14 protein-coding genes are annotated in these 17,710 nt (G+C 56.9%); 3 read left to right on the top strand and 11 right to left on the bottom strand.

Going from position 1 to position 17,710, the window contains the following annotated elements; genetic code table 11:
• Positions 1-428: 428 nt before the first annotated feature.
• Complete coding sequence (locus HNQ38_RS08100) at positions 429-2,444, top strand: methyl-accepting chemotaxis protein (protein WP_183719228.1); 2,016 nt, start codon at positions 429-431, stop codon at positions 2,442-2,444.
• Between the two features lie 191 nt (positions 2,445-2,635).
• Here the strand turns inward: HNQ38_RS08100 and HNQ38_RS08095 are convergent, their stop codons facing one another.
• The 9 genes from HNQ38_RS08095 to HNQ38_RS08055 all read right to left on the bottom strand — a co-directional run bounded on the left by HNQ38_RS08095 (position 2,636) and on the right by HNQ38_RS08055 (position 11,369).
• Positions 2,636-3,310 carry a YoaK family protein gene (locus HNQ38_RS08095; protein WP_183719226.1) on the bottom strand — a complete coding sequence of 225 codons (675 nt, stop codon included), beginning with the start codon at positions 3,308-3,310 and terminating at the stop codon, positions 2,636-2,638.
• 95 nt (positions 3,311-3,405) lie between these two features.
• On the bottom strand, positions 3,406-4,422 hold the full coding sequence (gene gap, locus HNQ38_RS08090; RefSeq protein WP_183719224.1) for a type I glyceraldehyde-3-phosphate dehydrogenase: 1,017 nt from the start codon (positions 4,420-4,422) through the stop codon (positions 3,406-3,408).
• 205 nt (positions 4,423-4,627) lie between these two features.
• Complete coding sequence (locus HNQ38_RS08085; RefSeq protein WP_183719222.1) at positions 4,628-5,182, bottom strand: GAF domain-containing protein; 555 nt, start codon at positions 5,180-5,182, stop codon at positions 4,628-4,630.
• Between the two features lie 189 nt (positions 5,183-5,371).
• Positions 5,372-5,713 (bottom strand): polymer-forming cytoskeletal protein, encoded by a 342-nt coding sequence (locus HNQ38_RS08080; RefSeq protein WP_183719220.1) that lies wholly within the window; start codon positions 5,711-5,713, stop codon positions 5,372-5,374.
• 25 nt (positions 5,714-5,738) lie between these two features.
• Positions 5,739-6,845 carry a rod shape-determining protein RodA gene (gene rodA, locus HNQ38_RS08075; protein WP_183719218.1) on the bottom strand — a complete coding sequence of 369 codons (1,107 nt, stop codon included), beginning with the start codon at positions 6,843-6,845 and terminating at the stop codon, positions 5,739-5,741.
• A 101-nt stretch (positions 6,846-6,946) separates the two neighbouring features.
• The gene (gene mrdA, locus HNQ38_RS08070) at positions 6,947-8,863 is read right to left on the bottom strand and encodes a penicillin-binding protein 2 (RefSeq protein ID WP_183719216.1); all 1,917 of its coding nucleotides are present in this window, start codon (positions 8,861-8,863) and stop codon (positions 6,947-6,949) included.
• The gene (locus HNQ38_RS08065; RefSeq protein ID WP_183719214.1) at positions 8,847-9,317 is read right to left on the bottom strand and encodes a hypothetical protein; all 471 of its coding nucleotides are present in this window, start codon (positions 9,315-9,317) and stop codon (positions 8,847-8,849) included. Before HNQ38_RS08065 ends, mrdA begins: the two co-directional genes overlap by 17 nt.
• Positions 9,314-10,204, bottom strand: a complete 891-nt coding sequence (gene mreC, locus HNQ38_RS08060) for a rod shape-determining protein MreC (protein ID WP_183719212.1) — start codon at positions 10,202-10,204, stop codon at positions 9,314-9,316. The genes HNQ38_RS08065 and mreC overlap by 4 nt, the downstream gene beginning before the upstream one ends.
• 124 nt (positions 10,205-10,328) lie before the next feature.
• On the bottom strand, positions 10,329-11,369 hold the full coding sequence (locus tag HNQ38_RS08055) for a rod shape-determining protein (RefSeq protein ID WP_183719210.1): 1,041 nt from the start codon (positions 11,367-11,369) through the stop codon (positions 10,329-10,331).
• Positions 11,370-11,612: 243 nt separating this feature from the next.
• On the opposite strand from HNQ38_RS08055, the gene HNQ38_RS08050 reads away from it, so the two are divergent.
• Positions 11,613-12,629 (top strand): TIGR01212 family radical SAM protein, encoded by a 1,017-nt coding sequence (locus tag HNQ38_RS08050; RefSeq protein WP_183719208.1) that lies wholly within the window; start codon positions 11,613-11,615, stop codon positions 12,627-12,629.
• 131 nt (positions 12,630-12,760) lie between these two features.
• On the opposite strand, the gene HNQ38_RS08045 is transcribed toward HNQ38_RS08050, so the two are convergent.
• Together HNQ38_RS08045 and HNQ38_RS08040 are read right to left on the bottom strand one after the other, a co-directional pair.
• Complete coding sequence (locus tag HNQ38_RS08045) at positions 12,761-14,566, bottom strand: methyl-accepting chemotaxis protein (protein WP_183719206.1); 1,806 nt, start codon at positions 14,564-14,566, stop codon at positions 12,761-12,763.
• A 767-nt stretch (positions 14,567-15,333) separates the two neighbouring features.
• The gene (locus tag HNQ38_RS08040; protein ID WP_183719204.1) at positions 15,334-16,458 is read right to left on the bottom strand and encodes a TOBE domain-containing protein; all 1,125 of its coding nucleotides are present in this window, start codon (positions 16,456-16,458) and stop codon (positions 15,334-15,336) included.
• A 155-nt stretch (positions 16,459-16,613) separates the two neighbouring features.
• On the opposite strand from HNQ38_RS08040, the gene modA reads away from it, so the two are divergent.
• Positions 16,614-17,366: a molybdate ABC transporter substrate-binding protein gene (modA, locus tag HNQ38_RS08035; RefSeq protein ID WP_183719202.1), complete on the top strand. Its 753-nt coding sequence runs from the start codon at positions 16,614-16,616 to the stop codon at positions 17,364-17,366.
• Positions 17,367-17,710: the final 344 nt, after the last annotated feature.

The raw sequence follows: 17,710 nt of genomic DNA, 5'->3' as shown, positions 1-17,710 counted from the left end.
ATATTGGTTCTGTCATATTTGGATGTTAATTTCAAATTCTTTTGTGATCTATAGTTCTCATATGTCAAACGGCTGTTTTTGCAATGTATTGTATGGAAAATGATGCAGAAAATAGTATTTTGAAGAATAGGCAGGCTATATTTCCGGTAAAATTGTACTGTATAGTGTTATATTGTTAATATTATATATTGAATAATGTTGTATGATTGCAGTGTGAGAAAATTATATGCAGATATAATAAATAAAAGTGTTTCTAATTGCGTTGTTGCATTTTTGCAACTTGATATTGTGTCTTTACTTATTAGTAATATGATATTAGTTTTTTGAAACTGAAAACTTCCCCTTTATCAAACATGTTCTTTTCAACAACCGTTGATTGGCAATAGGTTGTCTCGTCATTTTTTTACACCAAGGAATGTGACGTCGTCATGAGCGCAAAAAGTAAGATAGTTTTAAGTGTTTTCGCATTCTTTTCGTTGGTTATTCTGGCCATGACGGTCAATTCGTACAGAAGCTTCAGTTCGTCATCCAACGACGCCAAAATCGAGCAGCTGGACACCATTTCACGGTCAGTGGGCAAGGCCGTTGCCGAAAAAATGGACGTGTATTTCAACATGCTGGAACTGTCAGCCAAAATGCTGGCCAACCCTGTGGGCGTTACTGGTGAAGACCGGTATGAATACCGCAGGAATGTGCTTATCCAGTTGTTGCAGCAGACAAAGCTTGTTGAAGCCTATTATTGCCTTGAAAATGGCGAAACACATAATAACAAGGGCATGATCCAGAACTTTAACGCCAAAAGCCTTGGCCGTGAATGGTACAAGCGCCTTTTTGGCGGTGAAAAGCGCGTTGTCACCACGCCTTACACCTCGTCCATCGGGGCCACTGTTATGGCCGTGGGCGTACCCATAATGGACAACGGTAACGTGATAGGCACGCTGTGCATCAACCTGGGTTTGACGGACATCACCCAATTCGCCAATGGCGTGCTGGATTTCAAGAATGTCTTTCTGACCCGCGCCGATGGCTACGTCATGGCCAACAGCAATGAGAAGCGCATTGGCAAAAGCCTGTGGGAAGAAATCCCTGGGCTGGATAAATACCGCAATCAGCGCACCAACAGCAGAATATTCTTCACCCACACCAACAAGCAGTACGAGGGCAGCCTTTACGTTATTGACGGGCTGGACTGGAAGGTGTGGACCTACGAAGACGTGGACGTCATTCATCAGGATTCGGATAAAAACCTGCTGCACAGCTCCATAGCTGCAGTGGTTGCCCTGGTGCTTTCAGCCCTTATGGTAAATTTTCTGGTCTCCCGCCTGATTTTCAGGCCTCTTGGCAAGTGCGTGGGCTTTGCTGCTTCCATATCTGAAGGAAAGCTTGATGAAAATCTGGATGTCAGAAGCAGGGACGAAGTTGGCGTGCTGGCCGACGCTTTGCGTACGATGGTGAACAGACTGAAGGAAATGATAACCACCACGGAAGAAAAAGAAAAACTTGCCATTCAGGAAGCAGAACGTGCACGCAAGGCCGTGAGCGAAGCCGAAGAGGCCCGCAAGGAGGCCGAGCTGGCCACCCAGCGCGGTATTCTTCAGGCGGCCTCACAAATTGAGGGCGTGGTGGAGCGCATAGCCTCAAGTACCGAAGAGCTGGCCGCCCAGTCGGAGCAGATATCCAGATCCGCTGCAGTACAGCAACAGCGCATGGCCGAAACAGCCACCAGCATGGAGCAGATGAGCGTGTCTGTGGTGGAGGTGGCGCGCAATTCCGGCGATGCCGCAACCAATGCCGTAAATACGCAAAACGAGGCCGGGCGTGGCGCTGACCTTGTGCGTCAGGTCATCACCTCGGTCAACCATGTGCAGGAGCAAAGTCTTGCAATGAAGGATGATCTCACGGAGCTGGGGCGTCAGGCCAACAGCATCGGAGCCATTATGGATGTCATCAACGACATCGCTGACCAGACCAACCTGCTGGCGCTCAACGCTGCCATTGAAGCGGCCCGCGCTGGTGATGCCGGGCGCGGTTTTGCCGTGGTTGCTGACGAGGTTCGCAAGCTGGCCGAAAAAACCATCGGCGCCACAAAGGAAGTGGGAGAGAACATTTCAGCCATTCAGGTGGCCGCGCAAAAAAGCATCCGTTCTATGGACGCCGCAGTGGACGCGGTGGGCACAACCACGGGCCTGTCGCGGGATTCGGGGGCAGCGCTTGACAATATTCTCTCCTACGCCAGGGACAACGCGGATCAGGCGCAGTCCATAGCCACGGCGGCTGAAGAGCAGTCGGCGGCTTCAGAGCAGATATCTCAGGCCATTGAAGAAGTTACAAGAATTACAGATGAAACCTCAAAGGGCCAGGCAGAATCCGCACAGGCTATTCAGCAGCTCGCGGCCATGTCTGGCGATTTGCGGGCCATTGTGGATCAACTGAAAAGGTCATAGGCTTAACTGGAACATTTCTGCTTTGAAATGTTCCAGCAACGGCCAAATAGCTTTATTGAACAGAACAAGCAGGCCCGTTGCCGCCCCATCAGGTGTGGCAACGGGCCTGTCGCATTACGGCGGATCAGTTGCCCATCATGATGCAGGGGCCACTTCAATGGCGGGCTGCTTTGTCTGGAGCCAGGGCCCTGTTATGGGCGCGAAAAGAACCGGCAGCAAAGGGGCATGGCTATGAGCAGCGGGGCCATAAGCCCAAAAACGCCCAGTACGCCGTGGTGGTATGTCAGAAAAGCCCCGGCGGCTCCGCCCAGCACAAAGCTGCACAGCACCGTGGCGAACATGCCCCTGTCGTGCCTTTTGGCGGCGCTCTGTTCCGGCCCGTAGAACAGCGTGTTCAGCAGGGAGGTCGTTACACCTGTAATATAGGTGGTGTGTACCTTGGATGTTCCCACAGTGGCGTAAACGCCGTTCTGCAGGCCCAAAGCCAGGCTGAGGCAAAGGGCCAGGCCATAGTCGCGCAGGGATGCGTCCAAATTTTCGTATGCCAGAACGCCCACGCCCACCACAATAATTTCAAGCGCGAGGGGCAGGGCCATGCCGCGCGCGGTGCCAATACGCCTGCGCCACAGCACACCGCTTACGGTGCCGCTTACAAAGCCGCCCACAGCCGTAAGAATGGCCCACAACTGCGTAAAGCTGCCCTCAACAATGCTGATGCCGCTCAATATGCTGTTGCCAGTGAGGTGCCCGCTGAAAACGCCCAGCAGCACAAAGGAGGCGGCGTCTGCAAAGCCTCCGGCCAGGGCGAGGCTGGCGGCCAGAAAGAATGGCAGAAAGGAGGGTGCTGCGGCCTGCGTGTCGGGCATGGCGTGCTCGTTTGCGGTATAAAAGCGCTTGCGGGCGCGCTTTGCACTGGGCAGGCGCGCCCGCAAGGGGCTGTTAGCTTTTGTGTGGTCCGGGCCTAGAGGCCCTTTTCAGCCATAAGGCAGGCAAGGTCGCAGACGCGGCAGGAATAGCCCCACTCGTTGTCGTACCATGCCACCAGCTTGACCATTTTGCCTTCCTGCACCGTGGTGTAGGAAGCTTCAAGGATGGATGAAGCGGGATTGCCCTTGAAGTCCATCGAAACCAGTGGCTTGTCGTTGTATTCAAGAATGCCCTTGAGGTAGGTTTCAGAGGCGTGCTTGAGCTTGCCCAGCAGGGTTTCGGTGTCGGTTTCCTTTTCCAGAATGCCGGTAAAGTCCACTACAGACACGGTGGGCGTGGGCACGCGCAGCGAGTAGCCGCTGAACTTGCCCTTGAGCGCGGGAATAACCTTGGCCACGGCCTGAGCAGCGCCAGTGGACGTGGGAATGATATTGCACGCAGCGGCGCGGGCACGGCGCGGGTCCTTGTGGGCCATGTCCAGAATGCGCTGGTCGTTGGTGTAGGAGTGGATGGTGGTCATGTTGCCGATCTGGATGCCAAACTCGTTTTGCAGCACCAGAGCCACAGGGGCCAGGCAGTTGGTGGTGCATGAGGCGTTGGAAACGATATGGTGTTTGGCCGGATCGTAGTCCTTATGGTTCACGCCCATAACGATGGTAATGTCTTCTTCCTTGGCGGGAGCGGTAATGATGACCTTTTTGGCTCCGTTTTCAATGTGGACGGAGCACTGGGAAGCCTTGCGGAAAATACCCGTGCTTTCCACAACAATGTCCACGCCGTATTCGCCCCAGGTCAGCTGTTTGGGGTCGCGTTCGGCAAAGCAGTGCACTTTCCAGTCGCCAACGGTCACTTCAGTGCCGTCGATCTTGGCGTCCAGGTGGGCGCGCCCGTAAACCGAATCGTATTCCAGCAGGTGAAAGTTGGTTTCGGCGTCAAACAGGTCGTTGATGGCTACCACTTCCACGCGGTCGCGGTAGCTCTGGTGCAGAGCGCGAAAAACCTGTCTGCCAATTCGGCCAAAGCCGTTAATGCCTATTCTGATTTTGCTCATATGCGAAATCCTCACGAAATAGAGGGGGTGTCGTCTGGGTACCTCGCGCTGTTACATGCGCAGGGACGTCATCTGCCGGGCACGTTTGCATGTGGAGAATCATTCTCCAGCGTGGGCAGGCTGCTGATTTGCAGGGTTTGCTTGCGCAGCCGCCGGGCATGCGCCGTTGGTCGACGCGAAAGCAAACAGGCCCGCCCGGCGCGCCCTAGTCTTCGTAGACCGAGTAAGCGTGTTTGGTCATCAGCTCGTAATTGTTGCGCAGTGCTTCATGAAGGCGCGCGTTTTCGATGGCCAGGGCCGAGATGGCGGCAACGGCTTCCATAAAGGTCTGCTCGTCGGCAGTGAAGTCACGTTCCTGGGCGGAGTATACGCGGATAAGGCCGATGGCCTTGCCGTCCACCATAAGCGGAGACGACAGAACGGAAACAAGGCCTTCTGCCTTGGCTGATTCGGGGTACTGAAAGCGGCCGTCAGCGGCGGCGTCTTTGAGGTGGATGGTTTTGCCAGCCAGAACCTCGCCGTCCATGCCGCTGCGTTTGACTTCTACCGAGCCTTTGCGCAGGTAGGTGGCGGAAAGGCCATAGGCCGCGCTGGGCAGCAGAAAACGGCCAGTGCTGTCCAGCAGGCGGATGGTGCTTGCCTTGCAGCCCATTGTAACAGCGGTCTGTTCCGTTATTTTATGCAGGACATCCTTGGGCTCAAGGCTGGAGTTGATAACCAGCGCAACATCTCTGAGAGCGCGAAAATAGTCTTGTGCCATGTGTGCCTCCTTGAAGAAAGCGGTGCAAAATAGTCTGCCTGTACAGTGACCAGGGGGTCACGAAGGATCATATCCGTATTGCAGTGTGCCAGACTATGAGTATGCGCTATTTTTCTCACCGGGGCAAATAGTGGCGGCGGCGGTTTCCAGACGGCCCGAATGGCGAACAAGAGAGCTTGCGAAGGTTCCTCAGGCTTTGACCTTGCCGGAACTTTGCATGCTTACCTGCCCCTCGATTATGCCGCCTTCTTCCGTCAGCAGCACCGGGGTTTGCACATGGCCTTCCAGTATGCCCGAACCATAAACCACCACACGGCGGCGGGCCGTAACCTCGCCGTTAAAGCGGCCAGAAAGCAGCAGTTCACCCACATCAAGCGTACCTGTGACCTGGGCGTCCTTGCCCACGTTCAGCGTGCCTTCGCTGACGATTTCGCCATTGTACTTGCCTTCAATGCGCACAGTGCCCTTGAAATGCAGCTTGCCTTCATAAACAGTATCGGAACCCAGGTAGGCTATTTCGTCCTTGGCCACAGTGGTCTCCCCGTTGGATTTGCAATTATCCCTTGAACATGAATCGCCGCATGGACACGTTGAGCACAATGCCCAGCAGCGTGAAATTGACCACGGTGGCGCTGCCGCCGTAGCTGATGAAGGGCAGTGGAATGCCCACCACTGGCATGATGCCGATGACCATGCCCATATTTATCAATATTTGCCAGAAAAAGTAAAAGAACACCCCGACCACCAGCATGCTGCCAAAGCGGTCTTTGGCCTGCACAGCGGTGGAAAAAATGGAAAGCAAGAAAAGGCAGAACAGCGTCACCAGGGCCACGCAGCCCACAAAGCCCCATTCTTCGCCAAAGACGGCCACGGCAAAGTCCGAATGGCGTTCGGGCAAAAAGCGCAACTGGCTTTGCGTGCCCTCTTTGAAGCCCTTGCCCCACAACTCGCCGGACCCGATGGCTATGCGCGACTGGATGATGTGGTAGCCAGTGCCGCGCGGGTCGGTGGTGGGGTCAAGAAAGGTCAGGATCCGCTGGCGCTGATAGTCGTGCATGCCCACGAACCACATAAAAGCCCCCACACAGGGCACAGCCAGAAGGCATGTTTTGAGCACATAGCCCCTGAGCCCGTGAAACAGAATCATGCCCGCCAGAATAAGCAGGATGAGCATGGTGGTGCCCAGGTCCGGCTGGGTAATGATGAGGGCGCAGGGCAGCAGACAGATGAAAAGGACGGACATGAAGTCCTTCCAGCCGAGGGGCAGGCTGTCGCGCGCAAGCAGCCGGGCGGCCAGCACCAGTACTGAAAGTTTTGCCAGCTCGGAAGGTTGAATGCTCATGAAACCCAGCGATATCCAGCGCTTGGCTCCGTAGACGGTTTTTCCTGCAATGGGCACGAGCAGCAAAAGAAGCAGGGTGAGCAAAAAGAAGGGCCACGCCAGATTACGCAGCTGCCGGTAGTCAAAAGTCATGGCCAGCAACATGCAGGCCAGGCCGCACAGCCCCCAGATGATCTGCCGCTGGTAGAAGCTGTTGAAGGCCAGCCCCGTCTCAACACGGGTGCCGCTGGCTGAATACAGATTGCCCACGCCTACAACGTAGAGCAGGAGCATGCAGGCCAGCAGGCCCCAGTTGATGTAGCTGAGAAGACTTTTATCCATGCGGTTTTATCCGGTCAGAGCATGGGCCCTTGCGGGCCGTAACGCGCCTGGGCGCAGGCGCCGCCTGCGCGGCGTCAGAATTTTATGGCGATGCGGCGCGGTTAATCGGCCCGTTCACCCGGGCTGGCTGGAGCCTGAACCACAGGAGCCGCAGGGGCATTGGGGTCGGGACCAAAAAGATGGTCGTATACCTTTCTTGCCACGGGACCAGCCACACTGGAGCCGCCGCCGCCGTGTTCCACCATCACCACAACCACATAGGACTTGCCATCCTTGACGCCCCAGGTGGTTATCCACGCATGGTCACGCTGGGCATATTCCATTTCGTGGGTGCGCAGTCGGCGGTCATTGGCGGCCATTTTAAGTTTGACCACCTGGGCTGTGCCCGTTTTACCGCCCATGTCGGCGTCCTTGCGGCCCACCACTCTGGCTGTGCCGCCGCCAGCGGTTTTACGCATGGCTTCGACCACAAAATTGAGCGTGGAGGCCTTGGCCGGTATGCGTCCTTTGACTTCGCGCTGGGCGTCGTCCAGCAGTTGCGGCTTGAGCAGTTCGCCGCCATTGAGGAGACCTGACACAAAAACGGCCATCTGTACGGGCGTGACCAGAGTATAGCCCTGACCAATGGAGACGTTGTAGGTTTCGCCGCGCACCCAGGGGCGTCCAAAGCGGCGCCGCTTCCATTCCTTGGAAGGCACGAGACCGGATTTTTCGTGCGGCAGGTCAATGCCGGTGGGGCGTCCGAAGCCGCTAGCCTTGGCAAATTCTTCCAGCTTGTCAATGCCCATGCGTTCGCCCATCTGGTAGAAATAGACGTCGCAGGAGTTGATCAGGGCGCTCTGCATGTCCTGTGCGCCGTGCCCGCCGCGCTTCCAGCAGCGGAAGATCTGGTTGCCCAGTTTGACCTGCCCGGTGCACTGCACGGATTCGCGCGGGTTGACGCCGCGCTCCAGCAGCATGGCGGCCACCACCAGCTTCCAGACGGAGCCAGGGGGGTATACGCTCTGGATCACCCGGTTTTGCAGGGGGTAACGGCTGTTGGTGCGCAGGGCGTCCCAGTCGCGCTGGGAAATGCCCGCTGCGAAAAGGTTGTTGTCGTACGCTGGTGATGTGACAAGCGCGCGCAGTTTGCCTGTGTCCGGCTCCATAACGACGACGCAGCCAGCCTCGCCGCCAAGGGCGTTCCAGGCGGCTTCCTGAAGATCCCTGTCCAGCGAAAGGCGTATTTCCTTGCCGCCGCGCGGCTCTTCACGCAAAAACTTGCCAAGCACGCGGGAGTGGGCGTCCACTTCAACGTCGTAAAGCCCCTTGCGGCCACGCAGCTGCTTTTCCAGCTCCAGCTCCAGCCCCTGCTTGCCCACAAGGTCGCCCATGGCAAGGGCGCTGTCTGCCGCCATTTCCTGTTCGTTGGCTTCAGCCACATAGCCCAGCACGTGCGCAAAAAGATCTTTTTCGGGGTAGCTGCGCTTGGTGCGCACCACGATTTCAAGGCCGGGCCATGCATAGATTTCTGATTCAATGCGCGCCACGAGATCAAAATCAATGTCAGTGATCATCAGGAGGGGTTCAAATGATTTGACCTTGAACCTGTCCTGCCGGAATTTGTCCCATATCTGGGGCAAGGGAATGCCTGACCATGCGCTGATCTGGGCAAGGGTAGCGGGAATGTCGGGGCAGTCTTCGCGCACCAGCGAAAGGCCGTAGGCAGTGCGGTTGTCGGCCAGCACCTTGCCCTGGTCGTCCATGATGCGGCCTCGCGGGGCAAAAATGCGTTCGATGCGCAGGCGGTTGTTCTGCGCCTGCTGTGCAAAATCTGCCCCCCGGTGCATCTGCAAATACCAGAAACGCACCACAAAAACGAAGAACAGCAGGCCAACCAGCACCTGCAAAAGGATGACCCCGCCGCGCGGGGGCTGATAGCCTTCACTCTCGACCTGGATTTTGAGCCAGGAGCGTATGCCTTTACGGGCGGGTTTTTCTCCCGCACCGAGCAGACTTTTTTTAGCTTTCCGAAACATGGCCCTTCCCGTGGCGGGTTGCCACCAGTATTTTCCAGGCAACGGGTATGAAGATTGCCTGGATCAGGCTTTTATCCAGTATGTCCTGCACATTGAAGGGCAGGTCCTGCAATGGGGCCATAAGCCAGGCTACGCCGTAATACGCCGCGCCCAGACAGGCCGAAAGCAGAAAGATGAAAAGAAAGTTTTCCGCCTCAAACAGCCATCGGCCCATGCGAAAGAGCGCAATGACGGCTACATACCAGACGATGACGCCGCCAAAGGTTCTTGTGCCCATGCCTTCCTGCAAAAGGATGAAGAGGGGCAGCAGCCAGAACATGTTTTTGTAGTCACGCTCTTGCAGCAGAATAATAAGGCCCACTGTCATGACGTCCAGCCCTGGAACCGCAGCCTGTATGCCCACGGCCACAGCCAGAAAGCACAGCCACCAGATGATATTGCGCAGGGTGCTCATGAGCCGGGGCGGGCGGGCACAGGAGGCCCGTGAATTTCTTTGGGGGGCGCGCCCAGGTCGGGCGGCGGCGCTACGCCCGTGGGTTCCAGAAGCAGCACTTCTTCCAGATGGTGCAGGTCTACCAGCGGTTCAGCCTTGATGGCCATGAACTGGGTGTAGTCGGAAGGGGCGACGCTGAGAACTCTGGCCACGGGAATACCCTTGGGATACTTGCCGTCCAGCCCTGAGGTAATGAGTATTTCGCCGTCGCGCACTTTGGCTGCGCGCTGCACGAAGTTCACTTCCATCGGCTGGTCTGTGCCGTGCCCGGTGAGAATGCCGGGGGCGCGGGTTTCCTGAGAAAATATGGCGATGCGGCTGCCCGGATCAGTGAGCAGCAGGGCGATGGCGCTGTGGGCGCTGGCCTTGAGCACGCGGCCCACAAGGCCAAGATGCGTTACGATGGGGGTGCCGGGGCGTCCGCCCGTGCTGTAGCCGCGGCTGATGGTGATGCTGTCGAGCACGGCGTTGGGGCCCATGCGCCCGGCCAGCACGCGCGCCCCAAGGGGCCTCCAGCTCTGGTCCACAGGCAGCTGGATGAGCGTGCGCAAGCGCTTGAGTTCGGCCATGTCTTCGCCGTTGGCAAGCAGGCGGGCCTCGAGCTCGTTGACGCGCTGTCTGAGGGCCTCGTTTTCTTCACGAACGGCCACCAGATCAAAATAGCGGTCCCACATGTCCTGACCGGAATCCTGAATGCCGCGCAGAGGCTTGAGCACAGCCCCGGTCAGCTCAAGGCCAACTTCAGCCGCCAGGTCGTCCAGCGCGCGCGTGCGCTGATTCCATGAGTACATGGCCAGAAAAAGGATGAGCATGATGCCCGCAAGTATGAGAATGCGCCGCAGAGTCACAGGCAGGGGCTCCCGTTGAGCAGACCGTCTAAACACGAGAGACGCCGCGCTGGAATAGTTTCTTCCAGCGCGGCGCCGTCAGCAATCCGGCATTGAAGCTGGGTGCGCGCGTATGCCGCGCAGATTAGTCGATACACACTTCTTTAAGAATATGCAGGTTGTCCATAGCGCGGCCCGTACCCACAACAACGGTGGACAGGGGATCGTCCACGACGGTGATGGGCAGCGAGGTTTCTTCGCGCAAAAGCTGGTCCAGACCCTTCAGCAGCGCGCCGCCGCCCGTGAGAACGATGCCGCGGTCCACAATGTCTGCAGCCAGTTCGGGCGGGGTCTGTTCAAGGGCGATGCGCACGGCCTGCACTATGCTGTCCACCTGTTCGGAAATGGCTTTGCGCACTTCTTCGGAGGTGATGATGATATTCTGGGGAATACCCGTCACAAGGTCGCGGCCTTTGACTTCAATCTGCTGTTCAGGATCAAGGGGGTAGGCCGAGGCGATCTTGATCTTGATTTCTTCAGCTGAAGATTCGCCGATCAGCATGTTATACTTGCGCTTGACGTGGGTCATGATGGCTTCGTCCATCTTGTCGCCGCCAACGCGAACCGAGCGCGAGTACACAATGCCCGAAAGGGAGATGACCGCCACTTCCGTGGTGCCGCCGCCGATGTCCACCACCATGTTGGAGGTAGGTTCCTGAATGGGCAGATCCGCGCCAATGGCTGCTGCCATTGGTTCCTCGATGAGGTAAACCTCGCGGGCGCCAGCGGATTGAGCCGACTCTTTCACGGCGCGCTTTTCCACCTGGGTGATGCCCGTGGGCACGCAGATCATGATGCGGGGGCGCACCAGCCGGCGGGAGTTGTGTACCTTGGCGATAAAGTGACGCAGCATGGCCTCGGTCACTTCAAAGTCGGCGATAACGCCGTCCTTCATAGGACGGATGGCCCAAATGTTGCCGGGCGTTCTGCCGAGCATGCGCTTGGCGTCCTGGCCCACGGCGAGAACCACATTGTTGCCGCGCTGGTCCTTTTTGACGGCCACCACAGACGGCTCGCGCAGCACGATACCGTGTCCCTTGACGTAGACGCAGGTATTGGCCGTGCCGAGGTCGATGGCCAGGTCATTGGAAAACATGCCTAATGCGAAATCCAGAATTTTGGACATTACTCTAACTTGCCTCACTGTGCTGGTATGCGTATCTTCGCCTCAAGCGAAATTGTCCGTCAAGTTCAATAAAACAACGCCCCGCGCCCGGTGTGCGGATAAGGCGGAGGGCGGTAAAAATCGGTAACGTCAGGCTGAAAACTGTTCTGCTAAATCCGGCGTGAAGTCAAGATGGCTGGAGCGAGGTTCAAAATCTTTGTCCTCGCCGCTACATGGCTTTTTTCGCCGTCAAGGCTTGTAAACATGCTGCGTTGGCATACTCTGGCCGTGTATTTTCGTCGTAAATACGGTACACGGGTGCAAAAAATTCCACTTGACGCGGGAGCCTCCTGCCCCAATCGCGATGGTTCGCTCTCGCGTCACGGCTGCACGTTCTGCAATGCCGCCGGATCTGGTTCCGGCCTCGGGGAACGCGGGTTTTCTCTGGCCCGCCAATGGCAGGCGTGGTTTGAAAAATACCGCGCAACCGACTCTGACAGGGCCTTTATGGCCTATCTCCAGTCCTACTCGAATACCTACGGTTCCCCAGAGCGCTTGCAACATTTGCTCCAACAGGTCGCAGCTCTGCCCGGTTGCCTGGGCGTGGCCGTGGGGACGCGGCCGGACTGTCTTAGCCCTCGCAAGCTGGACTTGCTGGCCGCCTGCCAGACGGGCCTTCCCGTCAACGTGAGCTCTGCAGAGCAGTATACGCAAAATGCCAACGGAGACAATGGGCATGAGCATGCCCTTGCCGAGGTATGGCTGGAGTTGGGACTGCAAAGTGTCCATGACGCCACGCTCCAGCGCATAAACCGTGGGCACGACGCCGCCTGTTCCGAGCGCGCCGTGCGTGAGGCTGCAGAGCGGGGGCTCGCCGTATGCGGACATCTTATGGCCGGGCTGCCCGGCGAAGACGAAAAAGATTTTTTTGAGAGCCTGGACTGGGCGCTTTCATTACCGCTGCGCGGGCTGAAGCTGCACAATGTCTATGTGCCCCAGGGCACGGCTCTGGCCCGCCAGTATGAGGCTGGCGGCTTTAGCCCCCTGGCCCGTGACGAATATGTGGACCTGCTTTGCACAGCCTTGCCGCGCATACCTTCGGGCATCGTCATGCACCGTGTGCAGAGCGACCCTGCCCCCGGCGAGCTGCTGGCCCCTGCCTGGGCTGCGGAAAAACGCGGCGTTATCACCGACCTGCGGCGAGCCATGAACGCACGCGACCTGTGGCAGGGCAAGGCGGCGGATGTGCCAGAGGGAAGGCCTGAATGGTACGGGGGCTAGGGGCTGCATGCGAGTATAGCGCGCCGTAACACGCTGAGGTTGCTGCATGCTTGCCCCGCCGCAAAAATATGGCGAGGCAGGCCGTGGGGCAGCCCGCCTCGCCTTGTGATGGCAATACTGCCGCCAGCCTTTTAGGCCTGCTTCATTTCCCTTATCAGTTCCGTAAGCTTCTGGGCCTGCGCTGCAAGGTCGTTGACGGCCTTTGCGGCTTCGGCCATTGCGGCGGCGGTATGCCGCGACATGTCGTTTACTTCATCAATGCTCCGGTTGATCTCTTCACTGGCGGCAGACTGCTCTTCACTGGCTGCGGCAATGGCGTTGACCTGATCCGCCGTGGCCTCCACTGTGGTGACAATTTCCCGCAGGGCTTCGCCGGATTCTCCCGCCAGCAACGTGGCCTCACCAATGGTGTGAACGGCGTTTTCCACGCCAGCCATGCTCTGCTGCGTGCTCTGCTGGATGGCATTGATGGCCTGGGCCACATCTTTGGTCGAGCTCATTGTTTTTTCGGCCAGCTTGCGCACTTCATCTGCCACAACCGCGAAACCGCGCCCGGCGTCGCCAGCCCGGGCGGCTTCAATGGCCGCATTGAGAGCCAGCAGGTTGGTCTGGTCCGCAATGTCTGAAATAACGTTCATGATGCTGCCGATAGCCTGGGCGTGCTCGCCAAGGCGGTTCATGTCGTCTTTTAACGCCAGAGAGTGCGTCTGCACCTGGGCGATGCTGCGTACGGCATCCTGAACGACATTGGCCCCTGCCAGCGCCTTGTCGCGCGTTTCTGTGGAAGCGCCCGAGGCCATACCGGCGTTTCTGGCCACTTCCTGCACGGTGGCGTTCATCTGGTTCATGGCCGTAGCCGCTTCGGCAAGACGCAGGGACGAATCGGAAGCGCCACGGTCAGACTGTTCAATCTGGGAAGAAAGCTCGGTTGACGCGGAAGAAATAATTTCCGCAATGCCTTCAAGCTGTCCGGCGGCGGCAAGCATGCCGTCTTTGCGTGCGGTTTCAGCCCTGTTCTGGGCTTCCTCAGCCCTGCTTTGCGCAACCTTGGCCTGTTCCAGAGCATCCGCCGCTTCTCGTGTTTTTTGCGCGGCTTCGTCCACGCGGTTTTGCAGGTTCGCGATCATGATACCCAATGAATTATGCAGGGCGCGAATTTCCAGCGGGCTTGAGCGCTGTATGCCGGTCAAATGGTCCAGGCGGCCAGCGGCCACCTCTCCCGCCTCGGCAGTAAGCTGTAGCAGGGGCGGGCAGATGAGCCGGGCGACTCCCCACGAGACCACAAGAATAACGGCAAGTATACCCGCGGCAAGGCCAAGCTGAACGCGCCCGTAATGGTCCAGGCTGTCGGTAATCAGCCCGTTGATGCGGGTTCGTTCCTTGTCGATGCCGTCAATGTATACTCCGGTGCCAATTATGACGTCCGTGCCGGGAATAAGCTGGGCATAGCTCAGTTTGGGCTGCACGCCCGCGCCCGGTTTTTCAAAACGGTAGAGAACGAATCCGCCGCCCTTTTTTGCGGCCTCGATAAGCTCACGAACAAAAGAGGCCCCGTCCGAATCCTTCAGTTCCATGAAATTTTGGCCGTTCTGGGCTTTGTTGACAGGCACGTTGATGCGGGTGCCATCAATTTTGTACGTAAAAAGATAGCCCTCGCCGTCAGGAAAAAAGCGCTGGAAGTCCGTCAGTTTTTCTATCAGGGCGTATTTTTCTTCCGGGTTGCTAATGCCGGAAAGGCTGTGCCCGAGCGTCTGGGCAGCCAGCTCAACCGTATGTTTGAGGCCGTATTCATATTTCGATTTTAACGTATCGGATACCTGTGGAAGGGTTACATCATCAAGCACCAGTTTCGATATATAGGCATTGGCAAAAAACAGAGAGCCCATACCCAGCGTGAAGATACAGCAAAGTGTGATAAGCCACATTCTTACATTCATTTGTTACCTCATGGGGATGCTGCTGCTCTGCACTGTTGGGCAAAACATAGTGTCGTTACGCATGTAAAGAAATGGAGTGGTGGCCCTGCATTCGGTGTTGCGCATCTGTTTTTTAACGACGATGTCATAAAACCATACGGAGAAATGAAAAGAAAAATTATTTAACAGCATGATATTACACTTGTTTGCAGAATACATATTTACAATAATTGTTACAGGCTGACTTGTATCAAGTCAATTTATATTTGAAAAAAATGCGGCACTGCACAGAAGAAGTATTGCCTGCATGGCAGGCATGCTGAATATAACCTACCTGTATAATAAGTTAATAGCGTTGCTGTGCTGTCGCCCGAAACTATACTGGATCAAAAAAATGCATCAGTGATCGTGATAATGCTGAAACATGCAATAATTAAGGTGGTTACTGCATGTTTTCAGAAGGCATGGGGGCAGGTTTACGCTCGGCATGCTTGCGGCGGGCAGGGCAGGCGTAGGCAAGGCAGTATTGGCAAAAGGCTTTTGTGGAGAGGGCGTAGCGCCATCCACAAAGGGCTTTCATATCAGAAAATTATTGATAATTGCTGATAGGCTAGGTCGTTGTTTGCTTCGGCAAGGCGAGTATGTTTGCGGGCGTATGTTTTCTGCTGCAACAGCAAGCGGCCCTTTTCTTCCGGTCGGGTACGCAGAGTACGCTTCCGGCATGAAAAGGGCCGCTTTTTTGCTTCAAGTAAAATCTGTTGGTAGAAAATCGCTCGTGGCGGCGCTGTCTAGTCCAGGTTCAGAATAACAGAGAAGGATTTGAAGAGAACGGTGGCCTTTTGTCCGGCCTTGAGCGCAGCTGACGATTCCAGCCCACAGCTCTGGATAGCGCATACAAGGCTGCCCTCGGGCAGAGCCACTACCACTTCGGCCACCATCTGGTCTTCACGAACACGCTCAACCACGCCCAGAAAGCAGTTTTCTGCCGGGGGCGAGGAGTTTTTGGGCAGTTCGCCCGGCGAAACAAGTACCCAGGGGGCCTTGACACTGGCGTTCACCAGTTTGCCCTCGGCCAGGGCCAGGGTGCGGCAGCTTTCATCCGTGATGAGAGAAACTATACGCAGGCCTCCGGCTGTGCGCAGTACGACCTCCACCAGAATACCGGTTTGCCGCAGCGTGGTGATGCGCCCCTGAAAGACATTTCGCGCGCTGGTTTTCATTGGGCGCTCCCTTTGCAGTTGTTCTCGCAGAAGGCGGCGGGCCTCCTGCGGATCGCAGCGCACAATGCCGCTTTGTCCCGGCGCGGCGCGGCGTCCCAGAAAAATATCCACAACAGGCAGCGGAAGCCCCTGGCGGCCCAGTTCAAGGGCGCGGCTGTGGCGCAGCGAGCGCGCGCTCAAAAGTCCCTTGGGCAAACCACACGCTGCACCGCATTGTTGCAGGCAACGGCGTACATAGCTGGCATCGCAGCGCATGAGTTCCTGACTTTCAGGAAAAAGAGCCGGGTCTTCAAGCACGCGGCGCAAACGCCGGCTGACTGTCAGGGGCAGGGGAACTTCGCGTCCCTTGCTGCCATCGTTGGCAGGCACATGTATTATGCCTTCCTGAAGATCCATATGAGAAGGCTTGAGGCTGAAGATTTCCACAAGACGCAGGGCGGCATACCGCAGCAGCATGAAAATGAGCCACATGCGCAAGCGCGGGCGTTTTTCACGCGGGCCTCGGGCTACGCTGGCTTTTTCCCATAACCAGGACTCTACTGCCAGCAGTTCGCGCGGGCTTATGCGCCCCGTGTCCTGCAACAGGGCGGCGGAATCGCGGCGCATAAGGCGCTGGCGCAGCCATGCCCGGTCTGCGGAAGAGAGGGTACGCAGCAGCGCGGCCATTTCCTCACGGTTCTTGTTTTTTTCCATGCCGAATCCTGTCATTTTTTGTGTCTTATATCTACAAAGCGGGTACATTGTACAGTGTTCACGGTTTTGTAGAGAATCGTGACCTCCTTGCCCCCCCGTGCTGCTTCTGTATGACTAAGTCAAAATTACCGCGCTGCGGCGCCAGGGAGAAGCCCATGAAAAAACCGTTCTTTTCACGCATTTTTCTTGCTTTGGCTTGTGTAGGATTGTTGAGCCTGCCTGCCCAGGCAGCTGAGATGACTGTTTCAGGCGCTGCAAGCCTTACCAATGCTTTCACCGAGCTGAAAGGTATGTTTGAAAAGCAGCACCCTGACCTCAAAGTCAATGTGAACTTTGCCGCTTCCAACCCCCTGCTCAAGCAAATTCAGGAAGGCGCGCCAGTTGACGTGTTCGCTTCCGCCGACCAGGCAACTATGGACAAGGCCGTGGCCGCCAAGGTTGTGGACCCTGCCACGCGTATGAACTTTGCTGAAAATGATCTGGTGCTTATCGTGCCGGCAGGCAGCAAGAAGCCTGCAAGCCTTGATGATCTCAAGAAGTTCAAAAAGGTCGCTATCGGCAATCCCGACTCCGTGCCCGTAGGCCGTTACACCAAGGACGCCCTTACCCACGCCAAACTGTGGGAAGCCATGCAGCCTGCTCTTATTCAGGGCAACAGCGTGCGTCAGGTGCTGGATTACGTCGCTCGTGGCGAAGTGGACGCTGGCTTTGTTTATGCCACCGACGCCAAGCAGATGGCCGACAAGGTGGACGTGGTGATGGTTGTGGGCGGCCACGACCCCGTAACGTATCCCATCGCCGTTGCTCTTACGGGCACCAATCCCAAGATGGGTCAGGCCTTTCTGAACTTTGTGCTTTCGCCGGAAGGACAGGCCGTATTGGCCAAGTACGGCTTCTCCAAGCCGTAAGGCATTGAGCCGCATGCCCTGTTTTTGGTCCTGAAGGGACTTTGGCCGGGGCATTTCACCATAAGGCGGCGTTACAGGCAGAATCTCATAAGCAGCTGGCCCAGCCGCGCCGGGCGTTAAGCGCCTGGCGCGGCTTTGATTCTGCAAAATTTGTGGGCTGTTGCATTTATTGATGGTGAATCTGGGCGGAGCTACGGCCTGGAATTTGCAAGATTTTATGGCGGGCATAGTGCAGGCGGCGTTGCAAATCATGTTGGCAACGCCTTGCACACAGGCGCAACTTTGCCAGCCTGCCGTAGGCACAGACGGAGGCGGAATTGGGCCTGCTGGCAGACCAGCCAAGG

The organism is Desulfovibrio intestinalis (assembly GCF_014202345.1).
Classification (GTDB): domain Bacteria; phylum Desulfobacterota; class Desulfovibrionia; order Desulfovibrionales; family Desulfovibrionaceae; genus Desulfovibrio; species Desulfovibrio intestinalis.
Note: the sequence above shows the minus strand (reverse complement) of the source record. Positions and strands in the feature narration are given on the sequence as shown.